Origin of the sequence: Streptomyces sp. NPDC032940 (assembly GCF_040636935.1) — a bacterium.
Classification (GTDB): domain Bacteria; phylum Actinomycetota; class Actinomycetes; order Streptomycetales; family Streptomycetaceae; genus Streptomyces.
Map to the genome: position 1 here is coordinate 143,656 of NZ_JBEZVJ010000012.1, position 22,931 is coordinate 166,586.

Genomic DNA, 22,931 nt, shown 5'->3' on the forward strand with positions numbered 1-22,931 from the left:
CAGTGTCGCATTCGTACAGGTGGGAGCGTGTGCGCGGTCCCTTGACGGGGGACAGCGCCTTCACGACCATGACCGAGCCCGTCCGAGCCGCGCGAAGGGGACCACGTGACATCGGTGACCGAGGTGAGGAGACCGGCGCGCCGCGCGCCGGGCCGGGAGCGGCCACGGCGCGGCCCCGACCACGGCGCCTGGTTCCTGGTGCTGCCCGCGCTGATCCCCATCCTGGTGCTCAGCGTCGGACCGCTGCTCTACGGCATCCTGCTGGCGTTCACCGACGCCCAGTCCGGCCGGACCGAGCCCACCCGCTGGATCGGCACCCTGAACTTCCAGGACCTGCTGCACGACACGCTGTTCTGGGAGTCGTTCCGCATCGGGCTGGTGTGGGCCGTCGGCGTGACCGTGCCGCAGTTCCTGCTCGCGCTCGGCCTCGCCCTGCTGCTGAACCAGAATCTGCGGCTGCGCTGGCTGGCCCGCGCCCTGGCGATCGTCCCCTGGGCGATGCCCGAGGTCGTCGTCGGCATCATGTGGCGGCTCGTCTACAACCCGGACGCCGGCATCCTCAACGAGACCCTGCGCGACCTCGGTCTCGGCGACGGCCGCGACTGGCTGAGCGGTCTGGCCACCGCGCTGCCCGCCGTGATCGTCGTCGGCGTCTGGGCCGGTATGCCGCAGACCACGGTCGCCCTGCTCGCCGGCCTCCAGAACACCCCGCGCGAGCTGCACGAGGCCGCCGCGGTCGACGGCGCCGGCGCCTGGCGCCGCTTCCGTACGGTCACCTGGCCCGCCCTCAGGCCCGTCGCCCTCGCCGTCACCGCGCTCAACCTCATCTGGAACTTCAACTCCTTCGCCCTGGTCTACGTGCTGACCAACGGCGGACCCGGCGGCCGGACGAGGCTGCCCATGCTCTTCGCCTACGAGGAGGCCTTCCGCTACGGGCAGTTCGGGTACGCGGCGGCGATGGGCTGCGCCATGGTCGCCGTGATCTCGGTCCTGCTGGCCGTCTTCCTCGTCGGCCGGCTCCGGGGAGGTGACGACGCGTGAGGACCTCGACCGGAGCCCGCGTCGGCCAGTACGCCGCGCTGCTCGCGTATCTCGTCTTCCTGGCCTTCCCGTTCCTGTGGCTCATCTCCACCGCGTTCAAACCGCCACGTGAACTGGCGAGCCTCCACCCCACCTGGATCCCGGAGGATCCCACCCTCGACAACTTCCGGCAGGCCTTCGACGAGCAGCCGCTGCTGCACGCCGCGCTCGACTCCCTGCTGGCCGCGCTCGGCGCCGCGCTGATCGCCGTGGTGATCGCGACGCCGATGGCGTACGTCATGGCCCGCCACCGCGGCCGGCTCACCCGCGCGGCCACCGGCTGGGTCGTGGTCAGCCAGGCCTTCCCCTTCGTCCTGCTGATCATCCCGCTCTTCCTGGTCCTGAAGAACCTGCGGCTGATCAACTCCGTGCCCGGGCTGGTGATGGTGTACGTCGTGTGGTCGCTGCCGTTCGCGCTGTGGATGCTCGCGGGATACGTCCGGGCCGTGCCGCCCGAGCTGGAGGAGGCCGCGGCGGTCGACGGGGCAGGACGGCTGCGCACCCTCGTCTCGGTGACCGCGCCGCTGCTCGCGCCGGGGATCGTGGCGACCGCGCTGTTCGCGTTCATCACCGCGTGGAACGAGTTCTTCTTCGCGCTGGTGCTGCTGAAGACCCCCGAGAAGCAGACCCTGCCCGTCGTGCTCACCCACTTCATCGGCGCCGAGGGCGTCGCCGACCTCGGCCCGCTCGCGGCGGCGGCCTTCCTCGCGACCCTGCCCTCGCTGGTGGTGTTCGCGCTCATCCAGCGGCGGATCACGGGCGGCATGCTCGCCGGGGCGGTGAAGAGCTGATGCGTACCAGGACCACCACCCTGCTCGTCGCGCTCGCCCTGCTGCTCACCGCCTGCACCGGCGCGGGCGGCGACGCCGACGACGGCCGGGTCACCCTGCGTTTCCAGTCGCTGGCCTGGCAGGAGGAGTCCGTCGAGGCCAACAAGGAACTGGTCGAGGAGTGGAACGCCGCCCACCCGGACGTCCACGTCGAGTACGTCCAGGGCAGCTGGGACAGCGTCCACGACCAGCTCCTGACCTCCTTCGAGGGCGGCGAGGCGCCGGACATCATCCACGACGCCTCCGACGACCTCGCGGACTTCGCCTACGGCGGCTACCTCGCCGACCTCACCGGCCTGCTGCCCGGGCGGCTGCGGGACGACATCCCGCAGCACAGCTGGGACACGGTCACCTTCGGCGACGGGATCTACGGCGTGCCGTTCCTCCAGGAACCCCGCGTCCTGATCGCCAACACGGCCCTGCTGAAGGAGTCCGGCGTCCGGATCCCGACACCCGGACGACCCTGGACCTGGCCGGAGTTCCAGCAGGTGACGCAGAGGCTGAGCGGCGACGGGAGGTACGGCGTGGCCTGGCCGCTCAAGGAACCCGTGTCCGCCACCCTCAACCTCTCGCTGTCCGCCGGCGGGCGGCTGTTCCACCGCGGCGCCGACGGCAAGGTCACCGTCCGGTTCGAGGAGGCCGACCAGGTGGTGCCGCGCACCGTCCACGATCAGGTCGGCCGCGACCGCAGCGCCTCGGCCTCCACCCTGGGCAGTGGTGGCTCCGACACCCTGCCCGGCTTCTTCGCCGGCAAGTACGCGATGGTGCCGCTCGGTTTCTCCTACCGTCAGCAGATCGAACAGCAGGCGCCCGAGGGCTTCGACTGGCAGGTCCTGCCCGCCCCGGCCGGCGCCGACGGGCTCGCCCAGGGGGTCAGCCCGCAGACCCTGTCGATCGCCGAGGACAGCCCGCACAAGAAGGAAGCCGCCGCCTTCGTCGACTTCCTCCTCCAGCCGGACAACATGGTCCGCCTCGCCCTCGGCGACTGGATGCTGCCCACCGGCACCCGGGCCCTGGCGGACCCCGCCCTGCACACCCCCGACAAGGGCTGGGCCACGGGCACCGCCCTCGCCGCCCATCTGCGCCCGGCCCCCGCGCAGTCCGTCCGCGGTTACGCCGAGTGGAAGGACAAGGTCGCCACCCCCGCGTTCCAGGAGTACTACAGCGGGGCGATCGGCATGGACGAGCTGCGCGAGCGGCTGGAGGAGGACGGCAACCTGGTACTCGCCCGCTACCAGCGCTGACCCCGCACACCCGGAGTACCGTACGCACCCGGAAAAAGGATTTGTACGAGACGTCTCGTCTCGCATATGGTCCGTGTCATGACCAGTCGCGCCCATATCGCCATGTTCTCCATCGCCGCACACGGCCACGTGAACCCCAGCCTGGAGGTGATCCGCGAGCTCGTCGCGCGAGGGCACCGGGTGACGTACGCGATCCCGCCGCTCCTCGCGGAGAAGGCCGCCGAAACGGGCGCCGAACCCAAACCGTGGAACAGCACCCTGCCCGGCCCCGACGCCGACCCGGAGGCGTGGGGGAGCACACTGCTGGACAATGTGGAGCCGTTCCTCGACGACGCCGTCCAGGCGCTTCCCCAGCTCATCGCTGCGTACGAGGGCGACGAACCGGACCTGATCCTGCACGACATCGCCTCCTACCCCGCCCGCGTCCTCGGCCGCCGCTGGGACGTGCCCGTGATCTCCCTGTCGCCCTGCATGGTCGCCTGGGAGGGGTACGAGCAGGAGGTCGCCGAGCCGATGTGGGAGGAGCCGCTGAAGACCGAGCGCGGGCAGGCCTACTACGCCCGCTTCCACGCCTGGCTGGAGGAGAACGGGATCACCGACCACCCCGACCCCTTCGTCGGCCGCCCCGACCGTTCCCTGGTGCTGATCCCCAAGGCGCTCCAGCCCAACGCCGACCGGGTGGACGAGACGACGTACACCTTCGTCGGCGCCTGCCAGGGCGACCGCACCGCCGAGGGCGAGTGGACGCGTCCCGAGGGCTCGGAGAAGGTCGTGCTCGTCTCCCTCGGGTCCGCGTTCACCAAGCAGCCGGCGTTCTACCGGGAGTGCGTCAGGGCCTTCGGGGATCTGCCCGGCTGGCACACGGTGCTCCAGATCGGCGGCCACGTCGACCCGGCCGAACTGGGCGACGTACCGGACAGCGTGGAAGTGCGCTCCTGGGTGCCGCAGTTGGCGATCCTCCAGCAGGCCGACCTGTTCGTCACCCACGCGGGCGCGGGCGGCAGCCAGGAGGGTCTGGCGACCGCCACGCCGATGATCGCCGTACCGCAGGCGGCGGACCAGTTCGTCAACGCCGACATGCTCCAGGGCCTCGGCGTCGCCCGTAAGTTCCTGACCGGGGAAGCCACCGCCGAGGCGCTGCGCACCGCCGCCCTCGCCCTGGTGGACGACCCGGAGGTGGCAGGGCGCCTGAAGGAGGTCCAGGCACAGATGGCCCGGGAGGGCGGCACCCGGCGGGCGGCCGACCTGATCGAGGCCGAACTGGCGGCGGCGCGGCGCTCCTGACCGCGAGCGCCGGTGACGGCGAAGGGCCCGTCGGTTCCCCCGAACCGACGGGCCCTCACCTGTTCGGGGGCCGACCGGACCCCGGATCTCCGGGGCCGGTCACACCCCGGTCTCCCGAGGCCGTTCAGACCCCGACCCGCTCGCCCTCGTCGTCCCGGACCGCCGGAGCGACCGGCTCGGGCGACTCGTCGTGGGTGAGGTCCGGCAGCCGGTGCAGCCACTTCGGCAGGTACCAGTTCCGCTCGCCGAGCAGGGCCATCACGGCCGGCAGCAGCACACCGCGGATGACCGTCGCGTCGATCAGCACGGCCGCCGCCAGGCCCACGCCCATCTGCTTCATGGACTGCATGGACAGCGTGCCGAAGATGGCGAACACGGCGACCATGATCACCGCGGCGCTGGTGACGACCCCGGCCGTGGTGACCACACCGTGCTGGATCGCCTCCCTGGTCGTCCGGCCCCGCAGCCGCGCCTCGCGGATCCGCGAGACCACGAACACGTGGTAGTCCATCGACAGGCCGAACAGGATCACGAAGAGGAACAGCGGCAGCCAGGTGACGATCGCGCCGACCCCCTCCGCGCCCACCAGCGAGGCGCCCCAGCCGTGCTGGAAGACGGCGACGAGGATGCCGTACGCCGCGCCCACCGACAGCAGGTTCAGCACGATCGAGGTGATCGCGACCGTCAGGGAGCGGAACGACAGCAGCATCAGCAGGAAGGCGAAGACCACCACGAACACGAAGACCGGCACGACCGAACCGACGAGCTGGTCGTTGAAGTCCTTGTTGCCGGCCACCTGCCCGGTGATCGGCGCCTCGACCCCGTCGACCTTGCCGAGCGTGGCGGGCCGTACCTCGTCCCGCAGCTTGACCAGGCTCTCGCCCGCCTTGTCCTGGTCGGAGCCGCCGACCAGCGGGACGTAGACCAGTGCGATGTTCTGCTCGTCGTGCATGGTGATGTCGACCGGGCCGCGCGAGGCACCCGAACTGACCGCCCGCTCCCGGAAGTCGGCCAGCGCGGCCCGCACCTCGGGCGCGTTGATGTCGTCGGCCTTCACGACCACCTCGGCCGGATCGGAGCCGCCCGGGAAGGCGTCGTTGACCCGGTTGTAGGTCTGCACGAGGGGCAGCGAGTCGCCGAACTCCTGGTCCAGGGTCAGGTTCTGCGTCTTCATGCCGACGGCGGGGGCGGCCACGGCCAGCAGGGCGCCGACCGCCACGACGGAGGCGAGCACCGGCCTGGCGAGCACGCGCCGCAGCACCGCCGTCCAGAACCGGCTGCCCTCCTGGGTGCCCTTCGGACGGCGCCGGCCCAGGAACGGGACGCGCCCCTTCTCCACCCGCTCGCCCAGCAGGGACAGCAGCGCCGGCAGCACCGTCACCGAGCCGACCATGGCGACCGCGACCACCATCAGCGAGGCCAGGCCCATCGCCTCGAACTCGGCGATACCGGTGAACAGCATGCCCGCCATCGCCACGCACACCGTCACACCGGAGACCACGATCGCCCGGCCGCTGGTGGCGGCGGCGATCCGCAGCGCGGTCTGCGCGTCCCGCCCGGCGGCCCGCTCCTCGCGCTCCCGGCGCAGATAGAACAGGCAGTAGTCGACGCCGACGGCCAGACCGACCAGCAGCATCACGGAGTTGGCGGTGTCGCTCATCGGCTGGAAGTGACTGACCAGGCCCATCAGACCCATCGTCGCCATGATCGCGGTGATCGCCAGCGCCACCGGCACCAGCGCGGCCACCAGCGCGCCGAACGCGACGAGCAGGATGCCGAGGGCCACCGGCACCGCGGAGTACTCGGCCTTCTGGAAGTCGTCGCCGAACGCGTCGTCGAACGTCTTCATCATGCTCGCGCCGCCGATCTCCTCGATCCGCAGCGACCCGTGGTCCTTCTGGACGCCCTCGACGGCCTTCAGCACCGGCTCGACCCGCTCGCCCGCGGTGTCCGCCTCGCCGCGCATGTCGAACTGCACCAGCGCGCTGTGGCCGTCCTTGGAGATCGTCCTCGCGTCGTACGGGGAGGTCACGCCGGTGACCTCCCCGGTGCCCTCCACCGCCGCGACGACCGCGGTGACGGCGGAGCGGAACTCGGCGTCCGTGGCCGTCAGCTTCCCGTCCCTCGCCTGGATCAGGACGGTCTCGCTCGCCGGTTCGTCGATCCCTGCGTCCTCCACGATCCGGGCGGCGGTGTGCGTCTCGCCGCCCATCTGGTCGCTGTCCTTGACGTCGACCCGGCCGGCCGCCGAACCGAGTCCCATCGCCAGGACGACGAACAGTACCCAGATCCCGACGGCAGCCCATCGGTGCCGGGCGCTCCAGCCGCCGGCCCGGGCGGCGATCCCCCGCACCCGTGTGTCTCCGTTCCCCATGACGGGCTTGCCCCCTCGTCTGCGGTCGCGGCCCCCTGCCGCCACCTTCCGCTTCGAAGGTATGGCCCGGATAAGTCCGTCTCGTCGTGCTGGCCGGTGACATGGGAGGCGATGCGCTCATCCCCTCGGACGCCCGGTCTCACCGCAGGGGAGGACGGCGGCCCCTTACATCTATCCGCCCCTCTCGGGGACGGCGATCAGGGTGCGCCCGGCAGCCGGATCCCGCCGGGCCGCCTTTCGCAAGGTTGTTGAACATGTCACAGGTCTGTGAAGTGGTTGAACTCCGCCCCGGGGATCGGCGAGAGTGGCGCACGTCCGCCCGGCGGACGCGGCCGTCGTGCCCGCCCCCACGGGGCACGACGGCCGCTCTATCGTGATGCGCATGACGACGAGGTATGCGGCACTGCTGCGCGGGATCAACGTGGGCGGGGCCAAGAAGGTCCCGATGGCCGAGCTGCGCACGCTCCTGGAGGGCCTGGGCCATGACGCCGTCCGCACCCATCTGCAGAGCGGGCAGGCCGTGTTCACCTCCGGCCACGGCGACGAGGATTCCCTGGCCGCCGAGTTGACGCAGGCGATCGAGAAGCACTTCGGCTTCCCGGTGGACGTGATCGTGCGCGACCACGCCTATCTGCGGGCCGTCGCCGACTCCTGCCCCTTCCCCGCCGCCGACCTCGAGGCCAAGCAGCTCCACGTCACCTACTTCTCCGCCCCGGTCGACGAGGAGCGCTTCGCGTCGGTCGACCGGGCCGCCTTCCTCCCCGAGGACTTCCGGCTCGGCGACCGCGCCCTGTACCTCTACGCCCCGGACGGCCTGGGCCGCTCCAAGCTCGCCGAGGCACTCTCCAGGCCCCGCGTGACCAAGGGCGTGACCGCCACCAGCCGCAACTGGAACACGGTCCTCAAGCTGGTGGAACTGACCGCTCCCGACTGACGCCCCTACGGCCCGGCGGTCAGGCGCCGATCGCCGCCAGGGCCGGCAGGGGGGTGGCGCGTGCCGCGTCGTAGCGTCGCAGCAGGAGGCGGGCCACCTCGGGTGCAGGGCCCAGTACGTCCGCCAGGACGTCAGCCTCGGCCGCGCCCCGCGCGATGCGGTCCGGCAGGAAGCCGGGGGCCAGCACGTACGGGGCGACGGCGACGCGCGCGCAGCCGGCGGCGCGCAGTTCGCGGACCGCGTCCTCGGTGCGCGGAAGGGATGCGGAGGCGAACGCAGGCCGCACGGCGCACCAACCGGTGTGCCGCCACTCCCGCGCGATTTCTGCGATCACTGCGATCGCCTCCGGGTCGGAGGACCCCGCCGAGGCCAGCACGACCCCGGTCGAGGACTTGTCGGCGGGCGTGAGACCCGCCTCGAACAGCCGCCGCTCCAGCGCCGCCAGCAGCAACGGCGAGGGACCGAGCACCTCCGCCTGGCGGATCCGCAGCCGGGCCGGCGCGTCCGCGAGGACGGCCGGGATGTCGGCCTTGGCGTGGAAGGCACGGGTCAGCAGCAGCGGCAGCGCCACCACGTCCCGCACGCCCTCCGTCGCCAGCGACTCCAGCGCGCCCTGCACGGAGGGCACGTTGAAGTCCAGGAAGCCGGTCTCCACCCGTACCTCGGGGCGCAGCGCCCTGACCCGGCGGACCAGGGCGTGCACGGTCGCGGCATGGCGCGGATCGCGGCTGCCGTGGGCGACGACCAGGAGGACGGGACGGACCGGACGGTGCATGGTGTGCCTCAGTTCCTCAACCTCAGTTCCCCAGCCTCTGTTCCGCGGCCTCAGTTCCGCACCAGCAGGCCGCGGCTGCGCAGCACCCACCGCTCCAGCGGGCTGAAGATCAGCAGGTCGATGGCGATGCCGACGATCAGGATCAGCAGGATGGCCTCGAAGACCATCGCCATGTCGCTGGCGTTGCGGCCGTTCTCCAGCAGCTGGCCGAGGCCCACGCCCAGGTCGGGGAAGGACGCGATGATCTCGGCGGCCATCAGCGACCGCCACGAGAAGGCCCAGCCCTGCTTGAGCCCCGCGACATAGCCGGGCAGCGCGGCCGGCAGCACGATGTGCCAGGTCCCCTTCAGCCCGGTCGCGCCCAGCGTGCGGCCCGCCCGCAGGAACAACGGGGACACCTGGTCCACACCGGAGACCAGGCCGTTGGCGATGGACGGCACCGCGCCCAGCAGGATGACGGCGTACATCATCGTGTTGTTCAGGCCCAGCCAGATCACGGCCGGCGGCACCCAGGCCACCGACGGCAGTGACTGGAGGCCGGACAGGATCGGACCGATCGCCGCCCGCACGAACTTCACCCGCGCCACCAGCAGCCCCAGCGGGGTGCCGATCAGCAGGGCGAAGCAGAAGCCCAGCAGACCCCGCGAGACGCTGGTCCAGATGTAGCCGAGCAGCTCGCCCTCGAGCCACGCCTGCCGCACGACGTCCCACACGGCGGACGGCGCGGGCAGCTTGGTCGGGTCGTCGACCACGTCGAACGACACCAGCCCCTGCCAGATGGCCAGCACCAGGAGCACCGCGACCGTGGGCGGCAGGATCTTCTCGACGAAGGTCTGCCGGAACGGCTTGCGGCCCTGCTGCACCGTCTCCAGCGCGTCGAGGCCCGCCTCCAGACCGGCGAGGTCGCCGGCGTCCCTCGCCGGGCCGGTCTTCGCCGGGCTGGTCGTCTCAGTGCTGGCCATGGCGGCGGATCTCCCCACGCAGTTCTTCGGTGATCTCGACGGACAGTTCCGCCACGGCGGTGTCCTCGATGCGGCGCGGCTGCGGGATGCCCACCGTCCACTCGCGCGCGACGCGCCCGGGGCGGGAGGACAGCAGCACCACGCGCTCGGCGAGCCGCACCGCCTCGCGCACGTTGTGCGTGACGAACAGGACGGACAGCCGCGTCTCGCGCCAGATCCGGGTCAGCTCGTCGTGCAGCACGTCCCGCGTGATGGCGTCCAGCGCCGCGAACGGCTCGTCCATCAGCAGCAGTTTGCTCTCCTGGGCGAGCGCGCGCGCCATCGCGACGCGCTGGCGCATACCGCCCGACAGCTCGTGCACCCGCTTGCCGTACGCGCCCTTCAGCCGGACGAGTTCGAGCAGTTCCTCCGCCTTGTCGCGACGCTCGGCCTTGGGCACGCCGCGCAGCTTCAGTGCGAGTTCGACGTTCTTGCCCGCGGTCAGCCACGGGAACAGGGCGTGCTCCTGGAACATCAGGGCCGGCCGCCCGTCCGTGGTGATGGTGCCGGTGCTGGGCCTGTCCAGGCCCGCCACCAGGTTCAGCAGCGTGGACTTGCCGCAGCCGGAGGCCCCCAGGAGGGTGACGAACTCGCCGGGCGCGACATCGAGGGTGATGTCGTCCAGCACGAGCTGCTGTCCGGCGGGGCCCGCGAACGACTTCGAGACATGCTCGATCCGGGCGGCGTGGGTGGCCGCCTCGGTGCCGTCGGCGGCCTTGGCGAGGGTCGTGGCCATGGTCGTCACCTCCTGGGGAGTGGTGGATCCGGGCTTACTTGACGCCGAGACCGGCGTCGTCGACCGCGGGCTCGCCCTTGGCCTTGAGGACCTTGTTGAGCAGCGTGAGGTCGTAGATGCCCTCGAGGTCGGGCTCCTTCAGCAGACCGGCCTTCACGGCGTGCTCGGCCTGGGAGTCGAGGGTGGCGGCCAGCGGGTCGTCGATGACCTCGATCGACTTCCACGCCGGGTCCAGGACCTCGGCCGGCAGCGCCTTGCCCGTGTCCTTCTCCAGCTGCTTGTTGGCCGCGGCCTTGGCCTCCTCCGGGTTGGCCTTGATCCACGCGTTCGTCTCGACCGAGGCCTTCAGCACCGCCTCGACGGCCTTCGGGTGCTCCTTGAGGAACTTCTGCGACACGATGATGTTCGTGATCACGAACTTCTTGTCCGGCCACAGCGTCGACTCGTCGAGCAGCACCTTGCCGCCCTGGGCGACCAGCTTGGACGCGGTCGGCTCGGGCACCCAGGCGCCGTCCAGGGAGCCGGACTTGTAGGCGTCCGGGGTGACCTTGTTGTCGCTGCGGACGACCGTCACGTCGCCCTTGCCGCTCTGCGCGTCGACCTTCCAGCCCTGCTCGGCGATCCAGTTGAGGAATGCCACGTCCTGCGTGTTGCCGAGCTGCGGCGTCGCGATGCGCTTGCCCTTGACGTCCTTCAGGGACTTGATCCTGTCGGGGTTGACCACCAGCTTCACGCCGCCGGAGGCCGAACCGCCGATGATCCGCAGGCTCTTGCCGTTCGACTTGGTGTAGCCGTTGATCGAGGGGGAGGGGCCGATCCAGCCGATGTCGATGGAACCGGAGTTCAGCGCCTCGATCTCGGACGGACCCGCGTTGAAGGTCGCGTACTTGGCCTCGGTGCCGCCCAGCGCCTTCTGGAAGAAGCCCTTCTGGTTGCCCACCAGGGCGGTGGCGTGGGTGACGTTGCCGAAGTAGCCGATGCGGACGGAGTCCAGTCCGTCGATCTTCTCGGCGCCCTCGGCGACCTTGGCGCTGTCGTCGTCCTTGGCCTCGGAGCCGTACCCGCAGGCGGCGAGGGTCAGGAGGGGGAGCGCGGCGATGACCGCCAGCGTACGGCGCAGGGCGGAAGTGGCAGGCACGGGAGGTGTTCCTCTCGTTGGCCCGGCGGTCACGCCTGTCGGATGGTCCGAGATGTCAGGTCGTGGCCGGGAGGTCGGCAGGTCTTCGGCTGAGCGGGTGGGGGGTGCGGGCGCGCAGGCAGTGCGCGTACGTCAGCGCACACATCGCGCCACTCCGCCCTGCCCGCTGCCGAGGGCGCCGCTGCCGACGCGGCCGCCCTCCTTCGCGAACGTGGACCAGAAGTCGGGGGAGTTCATGCTCAGAAGTCCCACCCGTCGTCGTCCGCCTCGTCCTTGACCGGCTCCGGCGCGGCGAAGGACTCGCCGGCCATGCCGGCGGTGAGCGTGGTGCCGTCGCTCGGGTCGATCAGGATGAACGAACCGGTGCGGCGCGAGTCCGCGTAGGAGTCGGCGGGCAGCGGCTCGGCGGTACGGATCTTCACACGGCCGATGTCGTTGGCGACGAGCTGCCCGGGGTGCGGGTGCAGGGACAGGTCGTCCAGCGTGAGCCGGGCCGGGATGTCCTTGACGATCGCCTTGACCGTGCGGGTGCCGTGCTTGAGCAGCACGCGGTGGCCCACCGTCAGCGGCGCGTCGGCGACGTGGCAGACCGTGGCCTCGACGTCCTGGGTGGTGGCCGGCGCGTCCTTGCTGGGCACGATCAGGTCGCCTCGGGAGACGTCGATGTCGTCCTCGAGGAGCAGCGTCACCGACTGCGGCGTCCAGGCCGCGTCGACCGGCACGCCCAGCAGGTCGATGCCGGACACCTTCGACGTGCGGCCCGACGGCAGGACCGTCACCTCGTCGCCGATGCGGAAGGTGCCGGCGGCGATCTGGCCCGCGTAGCCCCGGTAGTCGGGGTGCTCGGCGGTCTGCGGACGGATCACGTACTGCACGGGCAGCCGGGCGTGGCAGTGCGCCAGGTCGTGGCTGACCGGGACGGTCTCCAGGTGCTCCAGGACCGTCGGGCCGCCGTACCAGTCCATGACCGCCGACGGCTCCACCACGTTGTCGCCCTCGAGCGCCGAGATCGGGATCGCGGTGACCTCGGGGACGCCCAGCTCGGTCGCGTACGCCGTGAACTCCTCGGCGATGGCCGCGAACACGGACTCCCGGTACTCGACCAGGTCCATCTTGTTGACTGCGAGCACGACGTGCGGCACCCGCAGCAGCGCGGCGATCGCGGCGTGCCGGCGGGTCTGCTCGACGACGCCGTTGCGGGCGTCGACCAGGATCACCGTCAGCTCGGCCGTGGAGGCGCCGGTGACCATGTTCCGCGTGTACTGCACGTGCCCGGGGGTGTCGGCCAGGATGAACCGGCGCCGGGGCGTGGCGAAGTAGCGGTAGGCCACGTCGATGGTGATGCCCTGCTCGCGCTCCGCGCGCAGGCCGTCGGTGAGCAGCGCGAGGTCCGGGGCCTCCTGGCCGCGGCTCGCGGAGGCGCGCTCCACGGCCTCCAGCTGGTCCACGAGGACCGACTTGGAGTCGTGCAGCAGGCGGCCGACCAGGGTGGACTTGCCGTCGTCGACGGACCCGGCGGTGGCGAACCGCAGCAGGGTGGTCTCCGACAGCTGCTCGACCGACAGCGGCTCGGTGGGCTCGGTGGTGCTGGTCATGTCTAGAAGTACCCCTCGCGCTTGCGGTCTTCCATCGCGGCCTCGGAGAGCTTGTCGTCGGCACGGGTCGCGCCGCGCTCGGTGAGCCGGGAGGCCGCGATCTCGGCGATGACCTTCTCGATGGTGTCGGCGTCGGAGTCGACCGCGCCGGTGCAGGACATGTCGCCGACGGTGCGGTAGCGGACCCGCCGCTTGACGACCGTCTCGCCGTCCTTCGGGCCGCCCCACTCGCCGGCGGTCAGCCACATGCCGGCGCGCGCGAAGACCTCGCGCTCGTGGGCGTAGTAGATCTCGGGCAGTTCGATGCCCTCGCGGGCGATGTACTGCCACACGTCCAGCTCGGTCCAGTTGGAGAGCGGGAAGACCCGGACGTGCTCGCCGGGGGCGTGCCGGCCGTTGTACAGGTTCCACAGCTCGGGGCGCTGGCGGCGCGGGTCCCACTGGGAGAACTCGTCGCGCAGCGAGAACACCCGCTCCTTGGCGCGGGCCTTCTCCTCGTCGCGGCGCCCGCCGCCGAAGACGGCGTCGAACTTCTCCGCCTGGATCTTCTCGGTCAGCGGCAGCGTCTGCAGCGGGTTGCGCGTGCCGTCCGGGCGCTCCTTGAGCACCCCGCGGTCGATGTAGTCCTGCACGGAGGCGACGTGCAGCCGCAGCCCGTGCTTCTCCACCGTGCGGTCGCGGTAGTCCAGGACCTCGGGGAAGTTGTGACCGGTGTCGACGTGCAGCAGGGAGAACGGCACGGCCGCGGGGGCGAACGCCTTCAGCGCCAGGTGCAGCATGAGGATGGAGTCCTTGCCGCCGGAGAACAGGATCACCGGCCGCTCGAACTCGCCCGCCACCTCGCGGAAGATGTGCACCGCCTCGGACTCGAGGGCGTCGAGGTGGGAGAGGGCGTACGGGCTGCTCGCGGAGCCCTCGCCCTCCTTGACCGTGGCCACGGTCGTCGTCATGCCAGTCCCCTTTCGCTGAGCAGGGCGTACACCGCCGCGGCGGACTCCTGGACGGTCTGGTCCTGCGACTCGATGCGCAGGTCGGGCGTGACGGGCTCCTCGTACGGGTCGTCGACCCCGGTGAGCCCCGTCAGCTCGCCCGCGGCCTGCTTGGCGTACAGGCCCTTCACATCGCGCACCGAGCACACCTCGACCGGAGTGGCCACGTGCACCTCCACGTACGCGGTGCCGTGCGCCTCGTGCCGCTTGCGCACGGCGTCCCGGCTGTCCGCGTACGGCGCGATCACCGGGACCAGCGCGGTGACGCCGTTGCGGGCGAGCAGTTCGGCGACGAAGCCGATGCGCTGCACGTTGGTGTGCCGGTCCTCGCGGCTGAAGCCGAGGCCCGCCGAGAGGAACTCGCGGATCTCGTCGCCGTCGAGCACCTCGACGCGGTGGCCCTCCTCGCGCAGCCGGCCCGCCAGCTCGTACGCGATGGTGGTCTTGCCGGCGCTCGGCAGACCCGTGAGCCAGACGGTGGCTCCGGTCGTCACGTGGTTCTCCTGAATCTCGGTGGTCGTCGTCATGTCAGCCGTGCAGTCCGCACTCGGTCTTGGAACGGCCCGCCCAGCGGCCGGCACGCGCGTCCTCGCCCTCCAGCACCCGGCGGGTGCAGGGCGCGCAGCCCACGGAGGCATAGCCGTCCATCAGCAACGGGTTGGTGAGGACTCCGTGCTCGGCGACGTACGTTTGCACATCTTCCTGTGACCACTTGGCGATGGGGGAGATCTTCACCTTGCGGCGCTTCTCGTCCCAGCCGACCACGGGGGTGTTCGCCCGGGTCTCGGACTCGTCGCGGCGCAGGCCGGTCGCCCAGGCCTGGTAGCCGGTGAGGCCCTCCTCCAGCGGCTTCACCTTGCGCAGCGCGCAGCACAGGTCGGGGTCGCGGTCGTGGAGCTTCGGGCCGTACTCGGCGTCCTGCTCGGCGACGCTCTGGCGCGGGGTGAGCGTGATGACGTTCACGTCCATCACCGCCTCCACCGCGTCCCGGGTGCCGATGGTCTCCGGGAAGTGGTAGCCGGTGTCGAGGAACACCACGTCCACGCCGGGCAGGGCGCGGGAGGCGAGGTGGGCGACGACCGCGTCCTCCATGGAGGAGGTCACGCAGAACCGGTCGCCGAAGGTCTCCGCGGCCCACTGGAGGATCTCCAGTGCCGAGGCGTCCTCCAGTTCCCGGCCCGCCCGCTCGGCCAGCGCCTTCAGCTCGTCGGTCGTCCGCTCTTCCTGAGTGGCCGTCATATCGCTTCCCCTCCCGTGGAGTTGGGCTGGAGTCCGCGGGCGATGAGCCCGAGGAACTTCACCTGGAATGCGCGGTTGCACCCCGCGCATTCCCAGGCGCCGTGACCTTCCTCGTTCGGGCGCAGGTCCTCGTCGCCGCAGTAGGGGCAGTAGAAGGGCGCGGCGCGTTCGCTCATGACAGGTCCTCCTCCGAGGCGCGGGCCGCCCAGGTGGCGAAGCGCTCGCCGTCCTCGCGCCCGGCCCGGTAGCGCTTGAGCACGCGCTCCACGTAGTCGGGCAGCTCCGCCGCCGTCACCTTCAGGCCGCGCACCTTGCGGCCGAAGCCGGCCTCCAGGCCGAGCGCCCCGCCGAGGTGCACCTGGTAGCCCTCGACCTGTTCGCCCCGGTCGTTCAGGACCAGCTGGCCCTTGAGACCGATGTCCGCGGTCTGGATGCGGGCGCAGGCGTTCGGGCAGCCGTTGAGGTTGATGGTGAGGGGCTCGTCGAAGTCCGGCAGGCGGCGCTCCAGTTCGTCGATGAGCGAGGCGCCGCGCGCCTTGGTCTCGACGATGGCGAGCTTGCAGAACTCGATGCCGGTGCACGCCATGGTGCCGCGCCGGAAGGTCGAGGGCCGGGCGCTGAGGTCCAGCGCCTCCAGGGACTCGACCAGGGAGTCGACCCGGCCCTCCTCGACGTCGAGGATGATCATCTTCTGCTCGACGGTGGTGCGGACCCGGCCCGAGCCGTGCGCCTCCGCGAGGTCGGCGACCTTCGTCAGGGTGGTGCCGTCGACGCGGCCGACGCGCGGGGCGAAGCCGACGTAGTAGCGGCCGTCCTTCTGCCGGTGCACGCCGATGTGGTCGCGCCAGCGGGTCGTCGGCTCGGCGGGCGCCGGGCCGTCGGTCAGCTTGCGCTCGAGGTACTCGTCCTCCAGCACCTGGCGGAACTTCTCCGCGCCCCAGTCGGCGACCAGGAACTTCAGGCGGGCGCGGTTGCGCAGGCGCCGGTAGCCGTAGTCGCGGAAGATCGAGATGACGCCCTCGTAGACGTCCGGCACCTCGTCCAGCGGCACCCAGGCGCCCAGCCGTACACCGAGCTTCGGGTTGGTGGACAGGCCGCCGCCGACCCACAGGTCGAAGCCCGGTCCGTGCTCGGGGTGCTCGACGCCGACGAACGCCACGTCGTTGATCTCGTGCACGACGTCCTGCACCGGCGAGCCGGAGATCGCGGTCTTGAACTTGCGCGGGAGGTTCGAGTACGCCGGGTTGTTCAGGACCCGGCGCTTCATCTCCTCCAGGGCGGGCGTGCCGTCGATGATCTCGTCCTCGGCGATGCCCGCGACCGGGGAGCCGATCATCACGCGGGGCGTGTCGCCGCAGGCGGTGACGGTGGACAGGCCGACGGCCTCCAGGCGGTTCCAGATCTCGGGAACGTCCTCGATCCGGATCCAGTGGTACTGGACGTTCTGCCGGTCGGTGATGTCGGCAGTGCCGCGCGCGAACTCCTGGGAGATCTCACCGATGACGCGCAGCTGCGCGGTGGTCAGCGCGCCGCCGTCGATGCGCACACGCAGCATGAAGTAGCTGTCGTCCAGCTCCTCCGGCTCGAGGATCGCGGTCTTGCCGCCGTCGATGCCCTGCCGGCGCTGGGTGTACAGACCCCACCAGCGCATGCGTCCGCGCAGGTCACCGGGGTCGATGGAGTCGAATCCCCGCTTGGAGTAGATCGTCTCAATACGTGTCCGTACGTTGAGACCGTCGTCGTCCTTCTTGGTCTGCTCGTTGCCGTTGAGGGGGGTGAAGTGACCCATAGCCCACTGACCCTCGCCACGGTGACGGCTCACCTTGCGGCGGGGAGTCGTGGCAGCGGGCTTCGGCGGGGTGGCGGCCATGGTTGACACGTCCTTCGGGGCAGCTATGGATGCGCCGGCGCGCAGCGCCGTCGTTGAGGGGTGGTGGTCGGGTGGTGGGAAGGCTCTGACCTGCGCGCGCGGCGCATGGGCATACGTGCGCGTCGTTGCGCGGGGGGAGGCGAATGCGAGAAATCCGGGTGGTGCTGGAGGGGCTCTCAGCGCATCGGACAGATGGCGCTGGACATGCGGCCGAGGTCGACGTGCCGCCGACTCACCAAGGCGATTCCAGTTCCGGACATGACGGAAGCGTGGCACGGCGATCTGGACACAGTCCAGCTTCGTCCAAAATGCGGACGCCCCTGTCCCGAAGCGCGAGACAGGGGTGTCGTGGGTCACACAGGCCGAAAACGGACGCTTCGGCGCAGGTCAGGACGGGAAGGCCCCGGGCCACGGGCCCGGAGTCTGCACCTCCGTTTCTTCGTCGACCTTGGTGTCGAAAAGGCGGAAACCGCGGCGCTGATAGTTGTCCATCGCGAACTCGCCGTCCTTGCTGCACGTGTGCAGCCACACCCGCTTGGTCGTGGCCAGCCCCGGCCAGCGGTCCGCGAGGTCCCAGGCGCGGGCGGTCCCGTACGACAGCAGGTGCCCGCCGATGCGCCGGCCGCGGAAGGCCGGAATCAGGCCGAAGTACTCGATCTCCACGACGCCGTCGTCCCCGGGCGTCAGCTCCACGTACCCGGCGGGCGTGCCCCGCTCGTAGGCCACCCAGGTCTCCACCCCGGGGCGCTCGAGGTGCTCCCGCCACCGCGCGTAGGTCCAGCCCAGCCGGTCCGTCCAGCGGATGTCGCCCCCGACGGAGGCGTACAGGAAGCGGCTGAACTCGGGCGAGGGCACCTCGGAGCGGACGATCCGCACGTCCCCCTCCGGGGCGGCGGCCGGCAGCAGATCGGCCGGCGCGGTCTGCTCCAGGGACCAGGTGGTCACGGCGATGTTGGTCATGCCGGTCAGGGAATCATCCGGCCGCGAGATCTGTCGATCCCGGTCCGAAGGCACCCGGCGGTCAGCCGAGCGTCTCGTCCAACGACGACAGCGGCAGCGCGAAGAGCATGCCGCCCGACTGGGACCACAGCTCACCGGTGTCCGCCCGGTACGCCAGCGGGCCCGGCGGCCCGCTCCAGCACTGGCGCGAGCGGTCGGCGCCGCATTTCGCGGCCCGCGCGCCCTGCGTGTCCTGCCGCCACAGCTCCCCGGGCCCGTCCCCGTCGCCGGCCGGCCGGTCCAGATACCAGGAGGAGCGCGCGGCGCCGGGCGGGCGGTGCGCCAGCACGCCCACGACCTCGGTCGCCCCGGTCTCGTACGCCTCCCGCGCGTCCACGTGCCCCGCGGAGTCGGTGGCCGCGAGGCCCGAGTGGGCCGGGTCCGCGCCGAGCGCGTAGCGCCACAGGCGGGTGGGCCGGTCGGCGCCGTCGGGGACGTACTCGCTCGCCACCAGGCCTTCCGGGGCCGTGCCGCGGTCCAGGGAGAGCGCGGCGGGGCGCGCGGCGTCCGGTGTGCCGGCGAGACGGTAGGAGGCGACCGCGGGCAGCACGTACCGGTGGCCGTACGCCGCCCAGCCGCCGGGCACCCGGCCGACCGCGTCGGCGTCGGCGGTGGCGCGCTGGATGCGGTCCACGTCGTACACGTACAGCGCGTTGCGGTCCCCGGCGCCGGCGGTGACCAGCAGTTTGTCCCGGTACCAGACCATGCCGGAGACGGGGGAGGCGAGCGCCCGGTAGTCGCGGCCGCCGTCCACCGGGACGGCGAGCAGCGCCGAGGTGTAGGCGGGGCGACCGGGGGTGTCGGCGTCGACGAAGGAGACCCGGGCGGGACCGGACGCCCCGGAGGTGCCGTCGTCGCGGCTCCAGGCGGACAGGACGACCCGGCGGGAGCCCCAGCGGCCGTCCGCGCCGGCGTCCTGGGAGGTGGTGACCGCACCCGGCCGCCAGCCCCGGGTTTCCTCGGCGTCCCAGCAGTAGGCCCGCGTGGCCGCGGGGGAGACCGGCAGCGCCTCGCGCTCACCGGCCGTGCAGTCGGCGGCGTCGCGCAGGGTGTGGTCGGCGGAGTTGAGGACGGCGTCGGCGCTCACCGGCCCGCCCATAGCGGCGGAGAGCCGGTCGAGCCAGGGCGCGGGCACCCGGTGCTCCGTCAGCCGCAGCGCGTCGGTCACGGCGATCGGCTCCAGGGCGCCGTGGTCACCGGCGACCTCGGCCTGCGAGGTGCTGATCAGCGTGGCGGCACCGGTCAGGGCCAGCGCGGCCCCGGTCAGGGCCGCGCGCAACGCCCTGCCCCGACGGCGCCGGCGATGTCTGCCGCGCTGCTTCATCACACCTCCACGGCCCCGATCCAACTGCGCCCGGCGTTCCGTGCGTTGACCGAGAAGCAGGAGGGGCGGTCCGTGGAGGATGCTACGGCAGGCGGAGGGCCCGCGGAGCCGGACGCCGCAAATATGCGGAAACGAACCATCTTTCGGGGGCCGTCCGGGGGCGTCCGGGCCCCGTCCGCGGCTCAGGGCTCCGGCACCCGGCTCGGCGGCACCGCTCCGGCCGGCGCCGCCGCCCGCCGCTCCGTCACCGCCGGCGCCGCCGAGTCGGGCAGCAGATCACGGGGGTCGTCCGGGAGGACCACCTCCACCTCGGCGTCGTCGCGGAACCGGTACGGCCGGTGCCGCAGATAGGCCCCGAGATACCGCCGGACCCGGGACATCTCGGCCCGCACGGTCACCGTGCGCGCCGGGTCGCCGAAGAGGTCCTCCGCCAGCCCCGCGGCGCTGCGGCCGTCGCGCCGGACGGCCAGCAGATACAGCAACTCGGCGTGCCGCGGGCTCAGTTCCCGCTCCCAGGACCCGGCGCCGTCCAGCACCCGCACCGCCCAGCGGCGCGGCCGGCCGAGGTCGAGCACGATCCGGGGCGTGGCCTCGGGCACCGGCTCCGCCGCGACCCGCACCAGCCAGCCCTCGGCCAGCGGCTCCACGACGCACGCCCCGAACGCAGGCAGCCACCTCGGACCCGCCGCCGGGGACCCGGGCAGCACCACCCGCTCCGCGTACGGCATCCCCGTCACCGCGGCCGTCCAGCCGTCCCGGTCCACCACCAGCGCGCGCCCGTCGATCCGGGCCAGCACCGGCGCCGCCACCGCGCGCAGCCGCTCCAGCGACTGCGTGTGCAGCTCGCGCAGCCGGGCCTCGGCGAGCTTGGCCACCGAGTCGACCCAGGCGAGCGTGGCCGGGTGCATCGTCTCCAGCGGCCCGCTCACGTCGACCACCCCGAGCAGCCGGCCGCTGCGCGGGTCGGTGATCGGCGCCCCGGCGCAGGTCCAGGTCGCCTGGGAGCGCACGAAGTGTTCGGAGGCGAAGACCTGGACCGGCCGCCGGGTGACCGCCGGCGTGCCCACGCCGTTGGTGCCGACCACGTCCTCCCGCCAGTCCGCGCCGAGTTCGAAGCCGAGCCCGTCGGCCTTCCGCAGCACCGGCGTGCTGCCCTCCCGCCACAGCACCCGGCCCTCGTCGTCGGCGACCACCATGATGTGGTGGGCGACGTCCGCGACCGACAGCAGCCCCTCCCGCAGCACCGGCAGCACGTGCCGCAGCGGCGAGGCCTCCCGCCGCCGCTGCACCTCCTCCCGGGACAGCAGCCCGGCGCGGAAGTCGTGGTCCGGGTCGACGCCGCTGCGCAGCATCCGCGCCCAGGACTGCTCGATCACCGGACGCGGCGCCGCCGGGGCGCGCCCGCCCGAGAGTCTGGCGGAGCGGACCTCGCTGAGCATCCGCGCCGCGCGCGCCGTGTCGACGGCGGCGAGCTGCGTCACGTTGATCGGCGAGAGCGCCACTGGTCCTCGTCCTCCCGGAAGCAGGTGCCGGGACGAGGGGCCCCGCGGCCGGCCGGCGGTGAGCCCGTGATCGTCCCGGATGTTCGTCTCATACTGACCGCTTTCCCATGCCGGACGGACACAGTCCGCACACAGTCGGCAGCAAGTTGCAACCCCTTGCAACCCTGGTGGACGGCCGTGACCGTGTCCGAAACTTGTGCCACGCCGCCCCGAGCGGCGTACGCGGCCTGAACAGGCCTGTGTGGCGGGGGTGGTGCCGTGTCGGCGCAGCACCACCCCCGTGCCGCGCCCGTCCGCCTCCCGCGCGGCCGGCGGGGCGGGAGGCGGACAACCGGTCAGACCACCGGCCGGGCCCGTTCCACCACCGACGCCAGGTCCAGGGCCGGCGGCAGCGTGCCGAAGGCCGCGCCCCCGTCGCCGCCCAGCCGCGCGGCGCAGAAGGCGTCGGCGACCGCCGGCGGCGCGTACCGCACCAGCAGCGACCCCTGGAGCACCAGCGCCAGCCGCTCCACCAGCCGCCGTGCCCGCCCCTCGGCGGCCTCCAGGTCGGCGAGTTCCGTCAGCAGGTCCCTGATGGCCGCGTCCAGCCGGTGATCGGCGCCCCGGGCGAGACCGACCTCCGTCAGATACGCGTCCAGGGCCAGCGGCTCCCGGCCGAGCGCCCGCAGCACGTCCAGCGCCTGGACGTTGCCCGCGCCCTCCCAGACCGAGTTCAGCGGCGACTCGCGCACCAGCCGGGGGAGCCCGGACTCCTCGACGTACCCGTTGCCGCCCAGGCACTCGGCCGCCTCCACCGCCACCGGCGCACAGCGCTTGGTCACCCAGTACTTCGCCGCCGGCACCGCCAGCCTGAGCAGCGCCCGCTCCCGCTCGCTCCCGTCGTCGTACGCCGCCGCCAGCCGCAGCGCGAGCGTGGTCGCCGCCTCCGACTCGACGGCGAGGTCGGCCAGCACGTTGCGCATCAGCGGCTTGTCGATCAGCTTCCCGCCGAACGCCTCCCGGTGCGCGCAGTGGTGCACCGCCTGTGCGACGGCCTGCCGCATCAGCCCCGCCGATCCCAGCACGCAGTCCAGCCGAGTCGCCGCCACCATGCCCATGACGGTGCGCACCCCGCGCCCCTCCTCGCCGACCCGGCGCGCCCAGGTCCCGGCGAACTCGACCTCGGCGGAGGCGTTGGACCGGTTGCCCAGCTTGTCCTTCAGCCGCTGGATCAGGAACACGTTGCGGGTGCCGTCCGCCAGCACCCGCGGCACCAGGAAGCAGGTGAGCCCTCCGGGAGCCTGCGCCAGCACCAGGAAGCCGTCGGACATGGGCGCCGAGCAGAACCACTTGTGCCCGGTCAGCTCGTACGTCCCGTCCTCGGCCAGCGGCCGGGCCGCGGTCGTGCCCGCCCGGACGTCGCTGCCGCCCTGCTTCTCCGTCATGCCCATCCCGAACAGCACGCCGGCCTTGAGGTGCGCCGGCCGCAGCCCGCGGTCGTACACCTGCGCGGTGAGCCGCGGTTCCCACTCGGCGGCCAGGTCCGGGTCCGCGCGAAGGGCGGGCACCGCCGCGTGGGTCATCGACAGCGGACAGCCGTTGCCCGCCTCGGCCTGCGTCCACACGAGGAACCCGGCGGCCCGCCGCACATGCCCGCCCGGCCGGGTCCAGGCCGCGGTGAGGCCGGCGGCGACGCCCTTGCCCAGCAGCCGGTGCCAGGCCGGGTGGAAGTCGACCTCGTCGATCCGGTGGCCGTAGCGGTCGTGGGTGCGCAGGACCGGCGGGTCCGCGTTCGCCTGCGCGCCCCACTCCTGCACCTGCGCGGAGCCGCAGCTGCGCCCGAGCCCCGACAGGCCGGCCATCGCCTCCTCGTGCAGCTCCGGTGCCAGGTGCCGCTCGACCGCCGCCACGAGGGCCCGGTCGGCGGTGAAGACGTCGTAGCCGGCCAGCGGCGGCGGCTGGTTGGTCACGGTGTGGGTGCTGCCTGCCATGACGGCGAACCTACCGCGCCCTGGGACGGCACGGGCCCCGTCGGTCC

Annotated in this window: 20 protein-coding genes and 1 pseudogene; 5 read left to right on the top strand and 16 right to left on the bottom strand. The window is 72.2% G+C overall.

Annotated elements, in window-relative coordinates; genetic code table 11:
• The first annotated feature begins 105 nt into the window (after positions 1-105).
• The 4 genes and pseudogenes from AB0E77_RS17655 to AB0E77_RS17670 all read left to right on the top strand — a co-directional run bounded on the left by AB0E77_RS17655 (position 106) and on the right by AB0E77_RS17670 (position 4,438).
• On the top strand, positions 106-1,041 hold the full coding sequence (locus AB0E77_RS17655; protein ID WP_361571203.1) for a sugar ABC transporter permease: 936 nt from the start codon (positions 106-108) through the stop codon (positions 1,039-1,041).
• Complete coding sequence (locus AB0E77_RS17660) at positions 1,038-1,871, top strand: carbohydrate ABC transporter permease (protein WP_361571206.1); 834 nt, start codon at positions 1,038-1,040, stop codon at positions 1,869-1,871. Before AB0E77_RS17655 ends, AB0E77_RS17660 begins: the two co-directional genes overlap by 4 nt.
• A complete protein-coding gene (locus AB0E77_RS17665; protein ID WP_361571208.1) occupies positions 1,871-3,154 on the top strand; it encodes a sugar ABC transporter substrate-binding protein in 1,284 nt (427 codons plus the stop codon). The genes AB0E77_RS17660 and AB0E77_RS17665 overlap by 1 nt, the downstream gene beginning before the upstream one ends.
• A pseudogene (locus AB0E77_RS17670) lies at positions 3,151-4,438 on the top strand (glycosyltransferase). Before AB0E77_RS17665 ends, AB0E77_RS17670 begins: the two are co-directional and overlap by 4 nt.
• Positions 4,439-4,562: 124 nt before the next feature.
• Here the strand turns inward: AB0E77_RS17670 and AB0E77_RS17675 are convergent.
• Positions 4,563-6,812: an MMPL family transporter gene (locus AB0E77_RS17675; protein WP_361571211.1), complete on the bottom strand. Its 2,250-nt coding sequence runs from the start codon at positions 6,810-6,812 to the stop codon at positions 4,563-4,565.
• Positions 6,813-7,194: 382 nt separating this feature from the next.
• Here AB0E77_RS17675 and AB0E77_RS17680 point away from each other — a divergent pair, with 382 nt between their 5' ends.
• Positions 7,195-7,746 carry a DUF1697 domain-containing protein gene (locus AB0E77_RS17680; RefSeq protein WP_361571213.1) on the top strand — a complete coding sequence of 184 codons (552 nt, stop codon included), beginning with the start codon at positions 7,195-7,197 and terminating at the stop codon, positions 7,744-7,746.
• Between the two features lie 19 nt (positions 7,747-7,765).
• On the opposite strand, the gene AB0E77_RS17685 is transcribed toward AB0E77_RS17680, so the two are convergent.
• The 15 genes from AB0E77_RS17685 to AB0E77_RS17755 all read right to left on the bottom strand — a co-directional run bounded on the left by AB0E77_RS17685 (position 7,766) and on the right by AB0E77_RS17755 (position 22,884).
• Complete coding sequence (locus tag AB0E77_RS17685; RefSeq protein WP_361571216.1) at positions 7,766-8,521, bottom strand: sirohydrochlorin chelatase; 756 nt, start codon at positions 8,519-8,521, stop codon at positions 7,766-7,768.
• A 50-nt stretch (positions 8,522-8,571) separates the two neighbouring features.
• Positions 8,572-9,483: an ABC transporter permease gene (locus AB0E77_RS17690; RefSeq protein WP_361571220.1), complete on the bottom strand. Its 912-nt coding sequence runs from the start codon at positions 9,481-9,483 to the stop codon at positions 8,572-8,574.
• Positions 9,470-10,258, bottom strand: a complete 789-nt coding sequence (locus AB0E77_RS17695) for an ABC transporter ATP-binding protein (protein WP_361571226.1) — start codon at positions 10,256-10,258, stop codon at positions 9,470-9,472. The genes AB0E77_RS17690 and AB0E77_RS17695 overlap by 14 nt, the downstream gene beginning before the upstream one ends.
• Before the next feature lie 34 nt (positions 10,259-10,292).
• Entirely contained in the window at positions 10,293-11,396 is a 1,104-nt protein-coding gene (locus AB0E77_RS17700; protein WP_361571231.1) for an aliphatic sulfonate ABC transporter substrate-binding protein, read from the bottom strand.
• Between the two features lie 239 nt (positions 11,397-11,635).
• On the bottom strand, positions 11,636-12,991 hold the full coding sequence (locus AB0E77_RS17705; RefSeq protein ID WP_361571237.1) for a GTP-binding protein: 1,356 nt from the start codon (positions 12,989-12,991) through the stop codon (positions 11,636-11,638).
• Between the two features lie 2 nt (positions 12,992-12,993).
• On the bottom strand, positions 12,994-13,941 hold the full coding sequence (gene cysD / locus AB0E77_RS17710; RefSeq protein WP_361571241.1) for a sulfate adenylyltransferase subunit CysD: 948 nt from the start codon (positions 13,939-13,941) through the stop codon (positions 12,994-12,996).
• Positions 13,938-14,507, bottom strand: coding sequence for an adenylyl-sulfate kinase (gene cysC, locus AB0E77_RS17715; protein WP_361571243.1), 570 nt, complete (start codon positions 14,505-14,507; stop codon positions 13,938-13,940). The genes cysD and cysC overlap by 4 nt, the downstream gene beginning before the upstream one ends.
• A gap of 1 nt (position 14,508) precedes the next feature.
• Positions 14,509-15,219, bottom strand: a complete 711-nt coding sequence (locus AB0E77_RS17720) for a phosphoadenylyl-sulfate reductase (RefSeq protein WP_361571246.1) — start codon at positions 15,217-15,219, stop codon at positions 14,509-14,511.
• Positions 15,216-15,395 (bottom strand): hypothetical protein, encoded by a 180-nt coding sequence (locus AB0E77_RS17725; protein ID WP_361571248.1) that lies wholly within the window; start codon positions 15,393-15,395, stop codon positions 15,216-15,218. The genes AB0E77_RS17720 and AB0E77_RS17725 overlap by 4 nt, the downstream gene beginning before the upstream one ends.
• Positions 15,392-17,089, bottom strand: a complete 1,698-nt coding sequence (gene sirA, locus AB0E77_RS17730; RefSeq protein WP_361571251.1) for a sulfite reductase SirA — start codon at positions 17,087-17,089, stop codon at positions 15,392-15,394. Before sirA ends, AB0E77_RS17725 begins: the two co-directional genes overlap by 4 nt.
• A gap of 176 nt (positions 17,090-17,265) precedes the next feature.
• Positions 17,266-17,349 carry a putative leader peptide gene (locus AB0E77_RS17735; protein ID WP_343234115.1) on the bottom strand — a complete coding sequence of 28 codons (84 nt, stop codon included), beginning with the start codon at positions 17,347-17,349 and terminating at the stop codon, positions 17,266-17,268.
• A 127-nt stretch (positions 17,350-17,476) separates the two neighbouring features.
• On the bottom strand, positions 17,477-18,049 hold the full coding sequence (locus AB0E77_RS17740) for a GNAT family N-acetyltransferase (RefSeq protein WP_361571254.1): 573 nt from the start codon (positions 18,047-18,049) through the stop codon (positions 17,477-17,479).
• A gap of 61 nt (positions 18,050-18,110) precedes the next feature.
• Positions 18,111-19,412, bottom strand: a complete 1,302-nt coding sequence (locus AB0E77_RS17745; RefSeq protein ID WP_361571256.1) for a hypothetical protein — start codon at positions 19,410-19,412, stop codon at positions 18,111-18,113.
• Positions 19,413-19,594: 182 nt separating this feature from the next.
• Positions 19,595-20,914 carry a GAF domain-containing protein gene (locus AB0E77_RS17750; protein WP_361571259.1) on the bottom strand — a complete coding sequence of 440 codons (1,320 nt, stop codon included), beginning with the start codon at positions 20,912-20,914 and terminating at the stop codon, positions 19,595-19,597.
• A gap of 335 nt (positions 20,915-21,249) precedes the next feature.
• A complete protein-coding gene (locus AB0E77_RS17755; RefSeq protein ID WP_361571261.1) occupies positions 21,250-22,884 on the bottom strand; it encodes an acyl-CoA dehydrogenase family protein in 1,635 nt (544 codons plus the stop codon).
• Positions 22,885-22,931 lie beyond the last annotated feature (47 nt).